At 64.4% G+C, this 14,905-nt stretch carries 14 protein-coding genes; 4 read left to right on the top strand and 10 right to left on the bottom strand.

The features are described 5' to 3' along the window. Window positions 1–4: 4 nt before the first annotated feature. The 5 genes from ACN6KF_RS21765 to ACN6KF_RS21745 all read right to left on the bottom strand — a co-directional run bounded on the left by ACN6KF_RS21765 (window position 5) and on the right by ACN6KF_RS21745 (window position 5,223). Complete coding sequence (locus tag ACN6KF_RS21765) at window positions 5–1,555, bottom strand: ankyrin repeat domain-containing protein (RefSeq protein WP_434958855.1); 1,551 nt, start codon at window positions 1,553–1,555, stop codon at window positions 5–7. A 175-nt stretch (window positions 1,556–1,730) separates the two neighbouring features. Further along, window positions 1,731–2,396, bottom strand: a complete 666-nt coding sequence (locus ACN6KF_RS21760; RefSeq protein WP_434958854.1) for a GntR family transcriptional regulator — start codon at window positions 2,394–2,396, stop codon at window positions 1,731–1,733. 106 nt (window positions 2,397–2,502) lie between these two features. Then, window positions 2,503–4,104 carry an amidase gene (locus ACN6KF_RS21755; protein WP_434958853.1) on the bottom strand — a complete coding sequence of 534 codons (1,602 nt, stop codon included), beginning with the start codon at window positions 4,102–4,104 and terminating at the stop codon, window positions 2,503–2,505. Window positions 4,105–4,384: 280 nt separating this feature from the next. Then, on the bottom strand, window positions 4,385–4,861 hold the full coding sequence (locus tag ACN6KF_RS21750; protein WP_434958852.1) for an SRPBCC family protein: 477 nt from the start codon (window positions 4,859–4,861) through the stop codon (window positions 4,385–4,387). Further along, complete coding sequence (locus ACN6KF_RS21745) at window positions 4,858–5,223, bottom strand: ArsR/SmtB family transcription factor (protein WP_434958851.1); 366 nt, start codon at window positions 5,221–5,223, stop codon at window positions 4,858–4,860. The genes ACN6KF_RS21750 and ACN6KF_RS21745 overlap by 4 nt, the downstream gene beginning before the upstream one ends. A 540-nt stretch (window positions 5,224–5,763) precedes the next feature. Between ACN6KF_RS21745 and ACN6KF_RS21740 the strand changes: the two genes are divergently transcribed. After that, window positions 5,764–6,405, top strand: a complete 642-nt coding sequence (locus ACN6KF_RS21740) for an alpha/beta family hydrolase (RefSeq protein ID WP_434958850.1) — start codon at window positions 5,764–5,766, stop codon at window positions 6,403–6,405. A gap of 8 nt (window positions 6,406–6,413) precedes the next feature. Here the strand turns inward: ACN6KF_RS21740 and ACN6KF_RS21735 are convergent, their stop codons facing one another. Together ACN6KF_RS21735 and ACN6KF_RS21730 are read right to left on the bottom strand one after the other, a co-directional pair. Then, entirely contained in the window at window positions 6,414–7,220 is an 807-nt protein-coding gene (locus ACN6KF_RS21735; protein ID WP_434958849.1) for an alpha/beta fold hydrolase, read from the bottom strand. A 123-nt stretch (window positions 7,221–7,343) separates the two neighbouring features. Beyond that, on the bottom strand, window positions 7,344–7,832 hold the full coding sequence (locus ACN6KF_RS21730) for a GFA family protein (protein WP_434958848.1): 489 nt from the start codon (window positions 7,830–7,832) through the stop codon (window positions 7,344–7,346). A 93-nt stretch (window positions 7,833–7,925) separates the two neighbouring features. On the opposite strand from ACN6KF_RS21730, the gene ACN6KF_RS21725 reads away from it, so the two are divergent. Both ACN6KF_RS21725 and lepA read left to right on the top strand, forming a co-directional pair. Further along, window positions 7,926–8,279, top strand: coding sequence for a lysozyme inhibitor LprI family protein (locus tag ACN6KF_RS21725; protein ID WP_434958847.1), 354 nt, complete (start codon window positions 7,926–7,928; stop codon window positions 8,277–8,279). Between the two features lie 94 nt (window positions 8,280–8,373). Next, window positions 8,374–10,182: a translation elongation factor 4 gene (lepA, locus tag ACN6KF_RS21720; RefSeq protein WP_434958846.1), complete on the top strand. Its 1,809-nt coding sequence runs from the start codon at window positions 8,374–8,376 to the stop codon at window positions 10,180–10,182. Window positions 10,183–10,294: 112 nt separating this feature from the next. Here the strand turns inward: lepA and ACN6KF_RS21715 are convergent, their stop codons facing one another. Further along, complete coding sequence (locus tag ACN6KF_RS21715) at window positions 10,295–10,963, bottom strand: sulfite oxidase-like oxidoreductase (protein ID WP_434958845.1); 669 nt, start codon at window positions 10,961–10,963, stop codon at window positions 10,295–10,297. Window positions 10,964–11,049: 86 nt separating this feature from the next. Here ACN6KF_RS21715 and ACN6KF_RS21710 point away from each other — a divergent pair, with 86 nt between their 5' ends. Further along, complete coding sequence (locus tag ACN6KF_RS21710) at window positions 11,050–13,095, top strand: M3 family metallopeptidase (protein ID WP_434958844.1); 2,046 nt, start codon at window positions 11,050–11,052, stop codon at window positions 13,093–13,095. 102 nt (window positions 13,096–13,197) lie between these two features. Here the strand turns inward: ACN6KF_RS21710 and olsB are convergent, their stop codons facing one another. Both olsB and ACN6KF_RS21700 read right to left on the bottom strand, forming a co-directional pair. Further along, complete coding sequence (gene olsB, locus ACN6KF_RS21705; RefSeq protein ID WP_434959735.1) at window positions 13,198–14,121, bottom strand: l-ornithine N(alpha)-acyltransferase; 924 nt, start codon at window positions 14,119–14,121, stop codon at window positions 13,198–13,200. A gap of 124 nt (window positions 14,122–14,245) precedes the next feature. After that, complete coding sequence (locus ACN6KF_RS21700) at window positions 14,246–14,890, bottom strand: Pr6Pr family membrane protein (RefSeq protein ID WP_434958843.1); 645 nt, start codon at window positions 14,888–14,890, stop codon at window positions 14,246–14,248. Window positions 14,891–14,905 lie beyond the last annotated feature (15 nt).

Genomic DNA, 14,905 nt, shown 5'->3' with positions numbered 1-14,905 from the left:
GCCGTCAGGTCGACGCCGGTGCCCGGTCCCTGAGAAAGGCCGCGACATCGTCTGAAAAATCATAGCCTTCGAACGCCGAAAGCGGCACGCCGTGCTCGACCAAGGCCCGTGCACAGCCGACATAGTCCTGCGGCATGACGCTGGCGATATCCTCCGCCTGGCTGGCATAGGAGAGCGTGCCGAGGACGTTGTTGCCGAAGCCGTGCTCGGTGCGCCAATCGGCTCCCTCTTCCAGCAGCAAGCTCAGCATGGCGGCGTCGCCCTGGAACATCGCCTTGTTGAGCGCCGTCGCCGACCATTCATGCTCCTTCACCTCGCGGGGCCAGCCCAGGCCGAGCATGACGCGGACGGCCTCGATCGCGCCGTTGCCGGCAAGCAGAGGCAGGGTCCTGAGCTGTCTTTCCGAAAGGCGGGCGAGAATATCCGGCTCCCTTGCGAGAATATCGGCGGCCGCGGCCCGGTCAGCCCGCGTGCAGGCCGCCACGAAAGCCTCTTCCTGGGTGAGTTCCTCCTCGATTCCCATCGCCTGCAGCATGGCTGCTACATCGGTGCGACCATATTGCTGGGCATAGCGATAGAGGCTCACGCCGCCATGGCCGGTGGCACGCGGATCGGCGCCGGCGTCCAGCAAGGCCCGGACATGGGCGCTGGAGCGTCCCCGCAGGATGGCATGATGGATCCAGGCCTGTTCCCTGGCATCGCCGCCATGCGCCAGCAGCAGCCTGAGCGTGTCGAGCTTGTCGAAATCGAGCACCCGGCCCAGGGCATTGGTGCCAGTGACGCGCGCGCCGGCGGCGAGCAGCAGGCGGGTGCCGACATCGTCGGAGCCCTCGACCGAATGATAAAGCGATTCATTGTCATTCGGATCGGCGCCCGCTTCAAGCAGCAGCCGGGTCATGGCTTCGTCATGCGTGCGTCCAGCCGCGCCATAGAGCCCGGAAAGCGGCGAATCCGGCCAGCGCGGGTCCGTCCAGCTGGCGTTGACGTCGGCGCCATGGGCGAGCAGCAGACGGGCGCAGGCGAGCAGCGGCTCTTTGAAGCCCGGTACGCGGACCAGGCCGGAATGGCTGGTGCCGATCAATGGCGGCATGGCGAGCGGGCCGCCGCTGCGGTTCACGAAGGCCGGATCCTCGGCGATGAGCGCCCTGAGCCGAACCTCGTCGCCGGTGACGCAGGCGAGCCACGGGTCCTGCGCGAACAGTGCCGGTTGTTCGGCAAGGGTGCGTTGCGCCAGATGGCGCTGGGTGGCATTGCCCTCCAGCACCCAATTGAGCCAGGTCCGCAACCTCTCGGCTGTGGCGCTGTGCGTCCACTCGACATAGTGCTTGAGCTCGCTCCAGGAGCGGAAGCCGTAGTCGCGCGCGATGACGGACTGAGCGTCGTGCAACGCGAGTTGGCGGCCGGCAAGCCCGGCCGGCTCGAGGCCGCGTGCCGAGGGCAGGCATTCGGCGAAATGGCGAAGAGCCTCGCTCTCGCCGTTGCGGGCGGACCGTAATAGCTGCTTGGCCTGGTTCTTGAGGTGCGAAAGGTCGGGCGAAACCGGAAGGGTTTTCATGGTGCCTCCATGTGCGCAGAGCCGAAGACCCGCAATCGGCTGCACAGGGGCAGGTCGTCCTGATGTCGATGATTGTGAGGGGGCTGAGCCCTTCCCGCGGGTCCGGAGGCGTCTCGCAGCGCCGTGACGGATCCTAGGGGTTTTCTCGCCTGGATGGAAGTCCCATCCGCCGGGGTTACGCTCCGGTGCTGCGGGATTTGCCGAGCGATGACATCAAGTCGCCGAAACGCTCGCCCTGCACGGCGACATGGGCTCGCAGTTGCTCGGCGGCATGCTGGGCCTCGCCGGCGCGGATGGCGGCGACTACGGCCTCATGCTCGTTCTGCGAGGTCTTCATGCGGTTGCGCACGCGTAGCTGCAGGCGGCGGAAGGGAGCCAGGCGCTTGTTGAGGACCACTGCCTGGCTCGCCAGGAACTTGTTGCCGCTGGCGCGATAGATGACGCGGTGAAACGTCTCGTTCTCATAGTAATAGCTGTCGGGATCGCCATTGGCGGCAGCCTCCTGGCAGGCCGCCAGGGCCGCGACGAGAGCCTGTTCGTCCTCGGGCAGGAGACGGCGGGCGGCGAGGCGCCCGCACATGGCCTCCAGTTCCGCCATGACCTCGAACATTTCCATGAGCTGGCGGGGATCAGGCGCGCTGACGATGGCACCCCGGCGGGTTCGCAGCTCCACCAGCCCAGCGGCGGCAAGCTGCTGCAGCGCCTCGCGGATCGGCGTTCGCGAGACGCCGAAACGTTCGGCGAGAGACACTTCGTCGAGGCGCTCACCCGGCTTCAACCGCCCGGTGGCGATCTCGTCCTCGATCGAATCCCGCAATTGGGTGGCTCGGCGCTCGGTCATAGGCCCATATCGCGCCTTCTACCGATGCCGGCAAGCTGCCATTCCTTTCACGGCCCGAGAAAGCCAGGCACGCGCTTCGGGGACTGGCGTGCCTCGGCCGGTCGCCTCACGCCGGCTTGAGCGCCGGTGGCAGCCTGTTCTGAGGCCAGCCGGTGGCCTGCTCATAGGCGTAGGCGAGCTGCAGCACGGACATCTCGGCATGATTGCGCCCAACGAGCTGCATGCCCATGGGCAGGCCACGATCGTTGAAGCCGACCGGCACGCTCATGGCGGGGCAGCCGGACATGGTGACCGGGATCACCACCTCCATCCAGCGATGATAGGTGTCCATCGCTTGGCCGTTGATGTCCTTGGGCCAATGGGTGGTGGCGTCGAAGGGGAAAACCTGCGCCGACGGCAGGATGAAGTAGTCGTAGCGCTCCATGAAAGTGCGGACCGCCTGGTACCATTGGGTGCGCGCGGCGGCGGCATCGGAGAGTTGGACGGCGCTGAGCTTCAGATAGTTCTCGATCTCCCATTGCGCCTCCGGCTTGAGCAAGGCGCGCTTGGCCGGATCGTCATAGAGCACCTTCAGGCCGGAGCCGGTCTGCCAGGCGCGCAGCGGCAGCCAATTGCGCCAGACATTCTCGATGGGATAATCGGGCTTGGCTTCCTCGACGGTGCAGCCGAGCGCTTCGAAGGTCTTGAGAGCTGCCCTGCACAGCTCGAGCACGCCCGGTTCGAAGGGCAGATAGCCGCCGCAATCGCCAAGCCAGGCTATGCGCACTCCCTTCAGGTCGCGCTTCAAAGGCTCGGTGAAGCGCGTGGGATCCTCGTGGAGGGAGAGGGGCGCGGCGGCGTGGTAGCCCGATTGCACCGCGAGCAGCAAAGCAAGATCCGAGACATTGCGTGCCATCGGGCCGTTCACGCCCAGCGAGGCATCGAACACGTCGGCGCCCGGTGAGGGAACCCGCCCGAAGGAGGTGCGGAAGCCCAGCACATTGTTGAAGGCTGACGGGTTGCGCAGCGAGCCGGCATGGTCGCTACCATCGGCGACCGGCAGCATGCGCATGGCCAGCGACACCGCGGCGCCGCCACTGCTGCCGCCTGCGGTCTTGCTGTGATCATAGGCATTCAGCGTGGTGCCGAAGACCTGGTTGTAGGTCTGCGACCCCAGGCCGAACTCCGGCGTGTTGGTCTTGCCGATGATGATGCTGCCCGCGTGTTTCATGCGGTCGACGAAAAGCGCATCGGTCTTGGGAATGCGGTCCTTGAACAAGGGCGAGCCCTGCGTGGTGCGGATGCCCTTGGTATCGGCGAGGTCCTTGATGGCTTGCGGGAAACCATGCATCCAGCCGGCATAGTCGCCGCGGCCGAGCTGCGCGTCGCGCTCCCCGGCCTGCTTGAGGAGATCACCGCGATCCTGCCGGGAGACGATGGCGTTGACCGTGGGATTGAAGCGGTCGATGTGGTCGAGGTAGGCCGTCATCACCTCCACGCAGGAAATGGATTTCGACTTGATCGCCTGCGAGAGCGGGATGGCATCCATCATCACGATGTCGGAGGGCGCCGTTTTCGCCAGGGACGAGCCTGGCCACGCCGCCTGGCCGACAAGGGCGGCCGAGGCCGCGCCCGCCAGTCCCTTCGCGCTGAGATTCAGGAAACCGCGTCTGCTGAGACCACGCTCCTGCGCGGGTTGCGACGTGCCGCCGCGTTGCTTGCCAGCCATGGAACACCTCCTGATCAACCTTCTGAATGAGGCTGTGTCCACACACTGCCAGGTTCTGTGTCATCCATCAATTAAATTGTATACAAAACTATCATTAAATAATACATAAATGGCATTTACTTATGCAATAGCAAAGCGAGACTTTTGCGAGCCGCCCGCATGGCGAGGACATGCTGCGCGGTACGCGCAGCGGGCTGCACAGTCGAACTGCGACCGCAATACAGGCCCGGGAGGAGAGATTTTCGTGTCGGGGAAGATAGATTCCAGGAATCCGGTCCGATCACGCCCGCTTTTCGACCAGCGCCGCCAGTTGCCCCGTCACGGTGCCCCAGCCGTCATGGAACCCCATCTTTTCATGCAGGGCGCGATCGGCGTCGCTCTTGTGCATGACATGGGCAGTGTAGTCGGTTCCGTCTGGGTGGTCAGCGAAATCGACGACTGCCGTGATGAACGGCTGTTCGGCGGGGCGCCAGCCGCGGGTGAGCGCATTGGTGAACACGATGCGCCGCCGGTCGTCGACGGTCAGGAAACAGGCGTCGAGATGGGGCTGAAAGGTGCCGCCATCCTCGCTGATCCGAGTCACGAAGGCGCCACCCGGGGACAGATCCATGTCGACGACCTGGCATCGCGCAGGGGCGGGCACCCACCATTGTTCGAAGAGGGCGCGCTCGGTCCAGGCCTGCCACACGATGGCCCGCGGCGCTTTGATAACGCGAGCGATACGCAGGTCGAGTTCGGGGTCGAAGTGGCGGGTCACGTCGGCGGCTCCTTGTCGAGCATGGTGGCGACGATGCGTTCCAACCTGTCGGTCCGGCCCTCCCATATCGCGTGCTGGGCAGCCAGCCAGCCCTCGACGGCGGCGAAAGTCTGCTTTTCGATGGTGCAGGTCCGCACGCGCCCCTGTTTGCGGGTGCTGATCAGGCCCGTACCCTCAAGCATGCGGATATGTTTCATGAAGGAGGGCAGGGCCATGTCGAAGGGGTCGGCCAGGTCGCTGATGCTGGCCGGCCCCCGCCCCAGGCGTCCGAGCACGGCCCGTCGGGTCGGGTCGGCCAGGGCCAGGAAGATCTCGTCGAGCTGCTCGATACGATAAGCCATAAGGCTAAGTATCAGATCCATGCTCCACCCGCAAGAGTCGACCATCTCGCCACGATTCGGGTCGGAACCTGAGCGGCCTCTCCCGGCGGCAAATATGCAATTCAAACAATTTGAATAATAATTATGGCCCTAAATCGAAGATGCGAGCGTATTGTTGATTGCCATTACCTCCAGTCTCGATAATATGAAGGCACGAATGACGGAAGGTAGTTGCGTGCTGGCAACTCGGGCAGATCGATCAAAGTGTCAACTGTCTCAACGGAAGCACACGACGTGTTGGTAACTGGGCTGGCTAACACCAGACTGGATTGGGGGAAATAATGTCCTGGTTGGTTTGCATCCTCCTATACTGTCTGTCTTCCTCGATCATGGCTTCTTTGCTCGGACAAGCACTACGCGAGGAACGTGTGTCCTGAACGCGAGAACATCGCAGGAGTTTTCTCCTTCCCGAAGCAGAGTCACGCAGTTCCGGCAATTGCATGAATCGCGGCGCTAGCCTTTGATGACGACTGGGCGTGCCGTTGGCATGCCGTCATCCGCGGTCAGGGCCAAGGTATTCATATGGCATTGCACTTCCTCATGGACGGACCCGAGGATGCAAGGATCACCGTCCTGCTCGCGCATGGTGCCGGAGCGCCAATGGATTCGGCCGCAATGTCCGCCAGTGCCGGGGCGCTGGCTGCAGCCGGATTGCGCATGGCCCGGTTCGAATTCGGTTATATGGCAGCGCGGCGCCAATCGGGCGCCCGCAAGCCGCCACCGCGCGCCGAAACGCTGGAAGGCGAATATCGCGCCGCCATCGAAGCATTGGGGGCGGCTGGACCTCTCGTCATCGGCGGCAAATCGATGGGGGGCCGGGTCGCCAGCATGATCGCCGACGATCTCCAGGCCGAAGGCCGCATCGCCGGTCTGTTGTGCCTCGGCTACCCCTTCCATCCCATCGGCAAGCCCGAGCAGTTGCGCACCGCCCATCTCGCCGACATGCGCACCCCGGCGCTCATCGCCCAGGGCACGCGCGATCTCTTCGGCACGCGCGAGGAGGTCGCGACCTATACGCTGTCGCCCCGCATCGAAATCCTGTGGCTGGAAGATGGCGACCACGACCTGAAGCCGCGCAAGGCCGTTTCCGGTTTTTCGGCCGCCGACCACCTCAAGACTCTGGCGGTGGCCGTCTCGGGCTGGGCCGCGCGCCTCGCCACCTGACCGGGCCGCTATGACGCGAGCTTGCCAAGAAAGTCGAGCACCGCCCGGTTGAAAAGTGCCGGCCGCTGCAACGGCGCGAAATGGCTCACGCCTGGCAGAACGGTCAGCGTCGCGCCGGGAATGGTGCGGGCAAGATAGGTTGCATGGTCGGGGCGAATGAACTCGTCATGCTCACCCAGCACGATCTCCACGGGCACATCGATCGCGCTTAGATCGCTCGCGCTATAATTGGGCTGCGTCCGCATCATCTCGCTGACGGCGGCGACAAAGGGTTCGAAGCTATCCGGTGTGGCGGACAGTGCGGCATAGTCCTGGCGGTGCCGGGCGAAACAACGGTCGAGCGCGGGGCTCGGCTCCATCTCTTTGGTGCCGCTGGGGTCCATGTTGCAGGCGAAGAAGAATACGCCCGACGAGCGGGCGGGGTTCTCGGCAGCCAGCACCAGGGCGATGCAGGCGCCGTCGCTCCAGCCGACGAAGCGGGCCTTGTCCAGGCCGAGCCGATCCATCACCGCCAGCACGTCGGAGGCCATCAGCTCATAGGAATAAGGCCTGTCGTCACGCGTGCTGCGGCCGTGGCCACGGCTGTCGACCAGGACAACGCGATAGCCGGCGGCCAGCAGATCGTGCAATTGGTAGCCCCAATTGCCGGCATGGCCGAGACCGCCATGCAGCAGGATCACCGGCGGCCCGTCGCCATAGAAAGCATGCCAGATGCGGGCGCCGTCATGATCAAGCCAGCCCTCGATATCGGCCTGCGGCAGGGGCGGCGCACCATAGGCGTGAAATTGGCTGAGATCGTCGTCCTGCGTACTCATGGCCGTCCCTTCCTGTCCCGATGCAATCGGGGGGGTCCTTGGTGTCGATTTACCACATCCGGACCAATTGCAAACAGCAAGTGCTCTTGCGCGGGCGGGCGGCTCTGGCCGATCCCGCCCGCTTCATTCGCTCAACAGGCCATGACGCCGGTGCCAGTCCTCGAGCGATTCCTCGGGATAGGTGTCGAAATGCAGGTAGCCGGGACCGGATGGTACATCGACCCACCGGGGAGCATCGGCCAGCATCATCTCCACGATCTCTGGCGGCTTGGGCAGCGGCGTATCGATCGCCGAGGCGTGCGGGTGGATCAGTTCCGGCCAGCGCGGATCCCACAGCCAGAGCGCACTGCCGCATTCCCCGCAGAAATGGCGCCCGGCCGGCGAGCGTTGGTCGGCCTGCCCTTCCTCGCGCAGGATGGCGTGATAGATGCGCAGATGCTCGCGTCCCTCCACCTTCAGGCTTTCGGCATGGGCACCGAGATTGATGGCATAGCCGCCCGATCCCGCCGTCTTGCGGCAGATCGAGCAATGACAATGCATGAACGGGGCAGGGCTCATTGCCTCGACGCTGAACGTCACGGCGCGGCAATGGCAGGATCCTTTCAGCAGCATGTGCGTTTCCTTAGTCTCTTTGTCTCACAACGGATGGAATGATGTGGGGTTCCAGGAGAACTTCGCTTCCATACAAACCGGAAAGGGTGACCCTTGAAAGGCAGATTCGTCATCATCGCCATGGCTGCATTGCTGTTCTCCTCCACGGCGCAAGCGGGCGACTATGCGCCCCTCGATTGCGCCAAGGCAGCTTCCCCCGCCGAAAAAGCCGTCTGCGGCAGTTACGCCCTCGGCCAGGCCGAGGCGCGCATGGCGACGCTCTACGGCGTCTCGATGTCCCTGGTGGCCATGGGCCAGCGCGGCAATATCGGCGAGGCTCAGCAGGCCTGGATCAAGACGCGCGAGGCCTGCGGCGCCGATACCGCCTGCCTCGACAAGGTCTATGGCGAGAGGATCGGCGTGCTGGACGAGGTGATCCGCAACATCGCTTCGCACGGCCCGTTCTAGAACTAGGGCCGGTGGGGCCCGCAAACAGGCCTCGGCCGGCCTGGAATCCCCATTTGTCCTTGGCGCAATCATCCCTTCCTGCTATTGCGCGCGGATGAGCGAAGAATTGATCGAAAATATCCGGAATTTCTCCATCGTGGCCCATATCGACCACGGCAAGTCCACCCTTGCCGATCGTCTGATCCAGGCCACGGGCACGCTGACCGACCGTGAAATGGTCGAGCAGGTGCTCGATTCCATGGATATCGAGCGCGAGCGCGGCATCACCATCAAGGCGCAGACCGTGCGCCTGAACTACCGCGCCCAGGACGGCAAGGACTATATCCTCAACCTGATGGATACGCCCGGCCATGTCGACTTCGCCTATGAGGTCTCGCGCTCGCTCGCGGCCTGCGAAGGCTCGCTCCTGGTGGTCGACGCCTCCCAGGGCGTCGAGGCGCAGACGCTCGCCAATGTCTATCACGCCATCGACGCCAATCACGAGCTGGTGCCGGTGCTCAACAAGATCGACCTGCCCGCGGCCGAACCGGACCGCATCAAGCAGCAGATCGAGGACGTGATCGGCATCGATGCCTCCGAGGCCGTGCCGATTTCGGCCAAGACCGGCCTCAACATCGACCAGGTGCTGGAAGCCATCGTCACCCGCCTGCCGGCGCCCAAGGGCGACCGCAACGCCCCGCTCAAGGCGCTGCTGGTGGATTCTTGGTACGATGCCTATCTCGGCGTGGTCGTGCTGGTGCGCATCTTCGACGGCACGCTCAAGAAGGGCCAGCGCGTCAAGATGATCGGCACCGATGCGCATTACGAGGTCGATCGCCTCGGCGTCTTCAGGCCGAAGATGCAGGCCATCGCCGAGCTCGGGCCGGGCGAGATCGGCTTCATCACGGCGGCGATCAAGGAAGTGGCCGATACCCGCGTCGGCGACACCATCACCGATGATCGCAAGAACACCAACATCGTGCCGCTGCCGGGCTTCAAGCCGGCCCAGCCCGTGGTGTTCTGCGGCTTGTTCCCGATGGATGCGGCGCAGTTCGAGGATCTGCGCGCCGCCATGGGGCGGCTTCGCCTCAACGATGCCTCGTTCTCCTTCGAGATGGAATCCTCGGCGGCGCTCGGCTTCGGCTTCCGCTGCGGCTTCCTTGGGCTGCTGCACCTGGAAATCATCCAGGAGCGCCTGGAGCGCGAGTTCAATCTCGACCTGATCGCGACGGCGCCGTCCGTCATCTACAAGATCAACATGACCGACGGCAGCCATATCGAGCTGCATAATCCGGTCGACATGCCGGATGTGGTGAAGATCACCTCGATCGAGGAGCCGTGGATCCGCGCCACCATCTTGACGCCGGACGACTATCTCGGCTCGATCCTCAAGCTCTGCCAGGACCGGCGCGGTGTGCAGGTCGATCTCAATTATGTCGGCAAGCGCGCCATGGTGCAGTACGACCTGCCGCTCAATGAGGTGGTGTTCGACTTCTATGACCGCCTGAAGTCGGTATCGAAGGGCTACGCCTCCTTCGATTATCATTTGACCGACTACAAGGAAGGCGATCTGGTCAAGATGCAGATCCTGGTCAATGCCGAGCCGGTGGACGCGCTTTCGATGCTGGTGCATCGCGACCGCGCCGAGAGCCGCGGCCGCGCCATGTGCGAGAAGCTGAAGGACCTCATCCCCCAGCACATGTTCGTGATCCCGATCCAGGCGGCGATCGGCGCCAAGATCATTGCGCGCGAGACTATCCGGGCTCTGCGCAAGGACGTCACCGCCAAATGCTATGGCGGCGACATCTCCCGCAAGCGCAAGCTTCTGGAGAAGCAGAAGGAAGGCAAGAAGAAGATGCGCCAGTTCGGCAGCGTCGACATTCCGCAGGAAGCCTTCATCGCCGCGCTCAAGGTGGATGGGTAGGGACGAACTAGCTTTATCCTAGGATCGCCGGCTGTCCAGCCAGCTCTTTCAATCAATCATGAAACGCCGGGTTTCCAGGAGTCGGCTGGAAAGCCGGCGGTCCCAGACGCCTTCACTCGCTGTAACGCTCCTCCCGCCAGGGATCACCGCGGTTGTGATAGCCGCGCACTTCCCAGAAGCCCGGCTTGTCGCGGGTGGCGAATTCGATGCGGCTGAGCCATTTGGCGCTCTTCCAGAAATAGAGCCGGGGCACGACGAGGCGCACCGGGCCACCATGGTCCGAAGTCAGCGGCCTGCCCTCCCAGGCGTGGGCGATCAGCACGTCCTCCCCCAGGAAATCCTGCAGGGACAGGTTCGTGGTGTAGCCGTCAGCCGAATGCAGCACGACATGACCAGCCTCGGGCCTGGGTCGTACGATCTCGGCGAGGGCCAGCGTGGTTAGGCCCTCGAAATGGTTGTCGTAGCGCGACCAGGTGGTGACGCAGTGGATGTCGCAGACCTGCGTCACCTGGGGCTGGGCCGAGAAGGCCGCAAAATCCCAGACGAGCGGATTCTCGACCGCACCGAACACATCGAGCTGCCAGCGCGCCTTGTCGATGCTGGGCTGCAGGCCGAGATCGAGCACCGGCCAATCCTTGACGAGATGCTGGCCCGGCGGCAGGCGGTCGCTCTCGGGCCGGGACGCCTGGCCGGTGAGGAACTTGCCGGCCTGGGCCCAGAGCTGCTTGGTGCGGGTGAGCTTGGAATCGGCCGGCGTCGCCGGGTCGTCATCATCGGCCATGGTGCCCTCCAAAATCAAAAGATAATGCATATTTCGGTTGATGGTAGGTCGGCTGCTATAAGGGCCGTACCCGAATCGAGGTCCTCATGTCCGCTGACGCCAACCCCCTCCTCGCCCGCTGGTCCACCCCCTTCGAAGCGCCGCCCTTCGCCGATATCCGCACCGAGCATTATCGTCAGGCCTTCGAGGCGGCGCTGGCCGAAAATAAGGCGGAGATCGCTGCGATCGCCGATAATGCCTCGGCGCCGAGCTTCGACAACACCCTGGCGGCGCTGGAGCGTTCGGGCCGGGCGCTCGACCAGGTCGCCTCGGTGTTCTTCAACCTGGCGGGCTCCGACACCAATGACGAATTGCAGGCGATCGAGCGCGAGATGGCGCCGATCCTGTCGCGCCATCACACCGCGATCTATCTGAACGACGCTCTGTTCCGGCGTATCGATGCCGTCTTCGCCCGGCGGGCGGAGCTCGGCCTGTCGCGCGAGCAGGCCCGGGTGCTCGATCGCTATCACACCGCGTTCCGTCGGGCCGGCGCCGGCAGGCCCGAAGAGGTGAAGCAGCGCCTGGCGGCGATTTCCGAACGCCTTGCCAGTCTCGGCACCCAATTCGGACAGAACGTGCTGAAGGACGAGAAGGCCTGGTCGATGAAGCTCGACGGCGAGGCCGATCTCGCCGGCCTGCCCGATTTCCTGCGCGCCGCCAGCGCCAGCGCCGCGGCGGATCGCGGTGAGAGCGGCCATGTCGTCACGCTGTCGCGCTCACTGATCGAACCTTTCCTGCAGTTTTCCGCCCGCCGGGACCTGCGCGAAACGGCCTTCAAGGCCTGGCTCGCCCGCGGCGAGGGCGGCGGCGAAACGGACAACCGCGCTTTGATCGCCGAAATGATGGCGCTCCGGGCCGAGCGCGCCAGGCTCCTGGGCTATCAGACCTTCGCCCACTATCGCCTGGACGATTCGATGGCCCGCACGCCTGAGGCCGCGCTCGATCTCCTGCGCTCGGTCTGGCAGCCGGCCCGCAGCCAGGCCGAACGCGAGCGCGAAGGCCTCGAGGCCCTGGCGGCTGGGGAAGGCGACAACATCGCGCTGCAAGCCTGGGACTGGCGCTATTATGCGGAGAAGAAGCGACGCCAGGAATTCGACCTCGACGAGGCCGAGCTCAAGCCCTATCTGCAGCTCGACAAGATCATCGAGGCGGCCTTCGATACGGCCCGGCGCCTGTTCGGCATCACCTTCACCGAACGCAAGGACGTGCCGGTCTATCATCCGGACGTGCGGGCCTTCGAGGCGACGGATGCGGCCGGGACGAGCATCGGCCTGTTCTATGGCGATTATTTCGCCCGGCCCTCCAAGCGCAGCGGTGCCTGGATGAGCGCCTTCCGCAGCCAGGAGCGGCTGAACGGCGCGATCAACCCGATCATCGTCAATGTGATGAATTTCGCCCGCAGCGCGGATGGGCAACCGACCCTGTTATCCTTCGACGACGCCCGCACGCTGTTCCACGAGTTCGGACATGGCCTGCACGGCCTGTTGTCGGACGTAACCTATCCCCTGCTCTCGGGCACCAGTGTGGCGCGCGACTTCGTCGAATTCCCTTCGCAGCTTTACGAGCACTGGTTCGAACAGCCCGAAGTGTTGCAGCGCTTCGCCGTGCACTATCGCACGGGCGAGCCGATGCCGAAGGCCTTGCTCGACCGCCTGCTCGCCAGCCGCACCTTCAACCAGGGCTTTGCCACGGTGGAATATGTCTCCTCCGCCCTGGTCGATCTCGAAATGCATCTCCTGAAGGAAGCCGAGGGCTTCGATGTCGGCGCCTTCGAGGCCAAGGTGCTCGGCGAGATCGACATGCCCCGGGCGATGGTGATGCGCCACCGGCCCCCACATTTCCAGCATGTCTTCTCGGGCGACGGCTATTCCTCGGCCTATTATTCCTATCTGTGGTCGGAGGTGCTCGATGCCGACGGCTTCGACGCCTTCGTCGAGACCGGCGACATCTTCGATGGCGAGACGGCCCGCAAGCTCAAGCAGTTCGTCTATGCCGCCGGCAACCGGCAAGATGCGGCGCAGGCCTATCGCGACTTCCGCGGACATGATCCCAAGCCCGAGGCCTTGCTGAAGAAGCGCGGCCTGGCGGCATGATTGGAGCGCGGACATCCTGTCCGCTCTTCTTTTCAGGCGCGCATGACGGTTGCGAAAGCGGACATTGCGACATGCAAGCATGTCGCTGAGATGTCCGCGCTCCTACGCCGCGTGGCGCTCCGCGCCTGCGCCGAAATGATCGACATAGCGCGGATTGATCTTCTCGACCGGCAGGACTACCAGCACATCGGTGGTGCCGAACTGATGATCGATAACCGCGCCGTCGCCGAAGCTGGCGCCGAGGCGCAGATAGCCTTTGATCAACGGCGGTAGGGCATGCAGCGCCTGCTTGACGTCGATGCCTTCCTTGGCGATGCGGTTCATCGAGACATAGCGCTCCGGCACCGCCTTGACGCGCCACTCGCCCTCGGTAGCGGCATGGTGATGCAGGAAGGCGAGCGGCAGGGCAAGGCGGCTCGGGTCGGTGCCCTCCAGGCTGGCGCAGCCCAGCATCACGTCGATCTTGTGATGCAGCACATAGGTCCAGATGCCGTGCCAGAGCAGCTCCACCGTGCGCTTGTTGCGATAGGCCGGCAGTACGCAGGAGCGGCCGAGCTCGAGGAAGCGGCGGCCAGGATGGGCTGCGATCAGCGGCTCGATTGCGTATTCGGCGGTTGAATAGAAGCCGCCATGGCGCTCGGCCACGTCCTGGCGCAGCAGGCGGTAGGTGCCGACCACCCGCCCGCCCGGCTTGCCCAGCCTGGTGGGGGCGTCATGGTCGATCACCAGCAGATGGTCGCAGAGCGTGTCGTAATCGTCGCGGTCACGCCTGGAGATCAGGGACAGCGCGTCCGGTATGGCGGCCATCTCCTCGTAGAACACCTGATAGCGCAGCTTCTGCGCTTTCTTCACGTCCCTGGCGGTCTCAGCCAACCGTACTTCCAGGGAGCCGATGCGTCCGAGAGTCATCGGCAAACCGATATTCTCGATGCGACGCTGGCGCAAGGCCGGCTTGAGCCGGCGGCGCGGCGCCAAGGGCACGATGCCGGCCGGCAGCTTGCTGCTCCAGCCGCGCGGATCGATCATTGCAAACAAGCCTTTCGGCGGCGTCGTCGGCATCTTCAGCCCCTGCCCGAATCCCCATCCGACAAGCATCATCACAGTTTTCGCACGGATTTGTGACAACAAGCCGCAGCGCCGCGCCGCCCGCTCAGGCGGGCTTTGCCGGGGCCAGGGCGCGATCGATCGCCACCACGATCAATCCCAGCCCGAGGAAGCCCGCCAGGATGACGAGGCCGTTGGCGAGGGCGCCGCCATAGCCGAGAACCGTGACGTCGGCAAAGGGGTAGAGATAGCGCCCGGCCAGTGCGCCATAGAGCAGCGAATAGGCGACATAAAGCAGGGGGTAAAGCATCCATGCGATGGGATCGCGCCAGCGCAATTGCCCCTTCGGCACGAAGACGAGCCAGTAGAGCACGAACAGCACCGGCACGATTCGATGCAGCACGTTGTCGACCGCGAGTGTCAGGCCGCTCATCGGGCGCAGCCCGGTGAGCAGGGCAGCAAAGATCACGCCGACCACGAAGATGTAGATGGCTACGGCCGCCCGGGTTCCCGGCCGGGTCAGGAAGCCGCCCCGTTCCCCGAGGAGGGCACTGGCCCCGGCCACGATCGTCACCAGCGTGTTGGTGAGTACGGTGAAGTAGCTGAAGACGAGGATGATGCCGTCGAAAGCGCTTCGTCCCTGCGCCTGAACGGTCTCGACGCTCAGCAGCACCTGCAGGAGCACGGCGCTGCCCGCGATGAGGGCGATCACGCCGGCGACGAGGCGTCCGAGACTTTGGTTGCCTGTCACGCCATACCTCGTCCT

Origin of the sequence: Labrys methylaminiphilus subsp. lupini (genome assembly GCF_051161885.1) — a bacterium.
Lineage (GTDB): Bacteria > Pseudomonadota > Alphaproteobacteria > Rhizobiales > Labraceae > Labrys.
The sequence above is the reverse complement of the archived record's forward strand: the minus strand, read 5'-3'. Positions and strand labels throughout refer to the sequence as shown.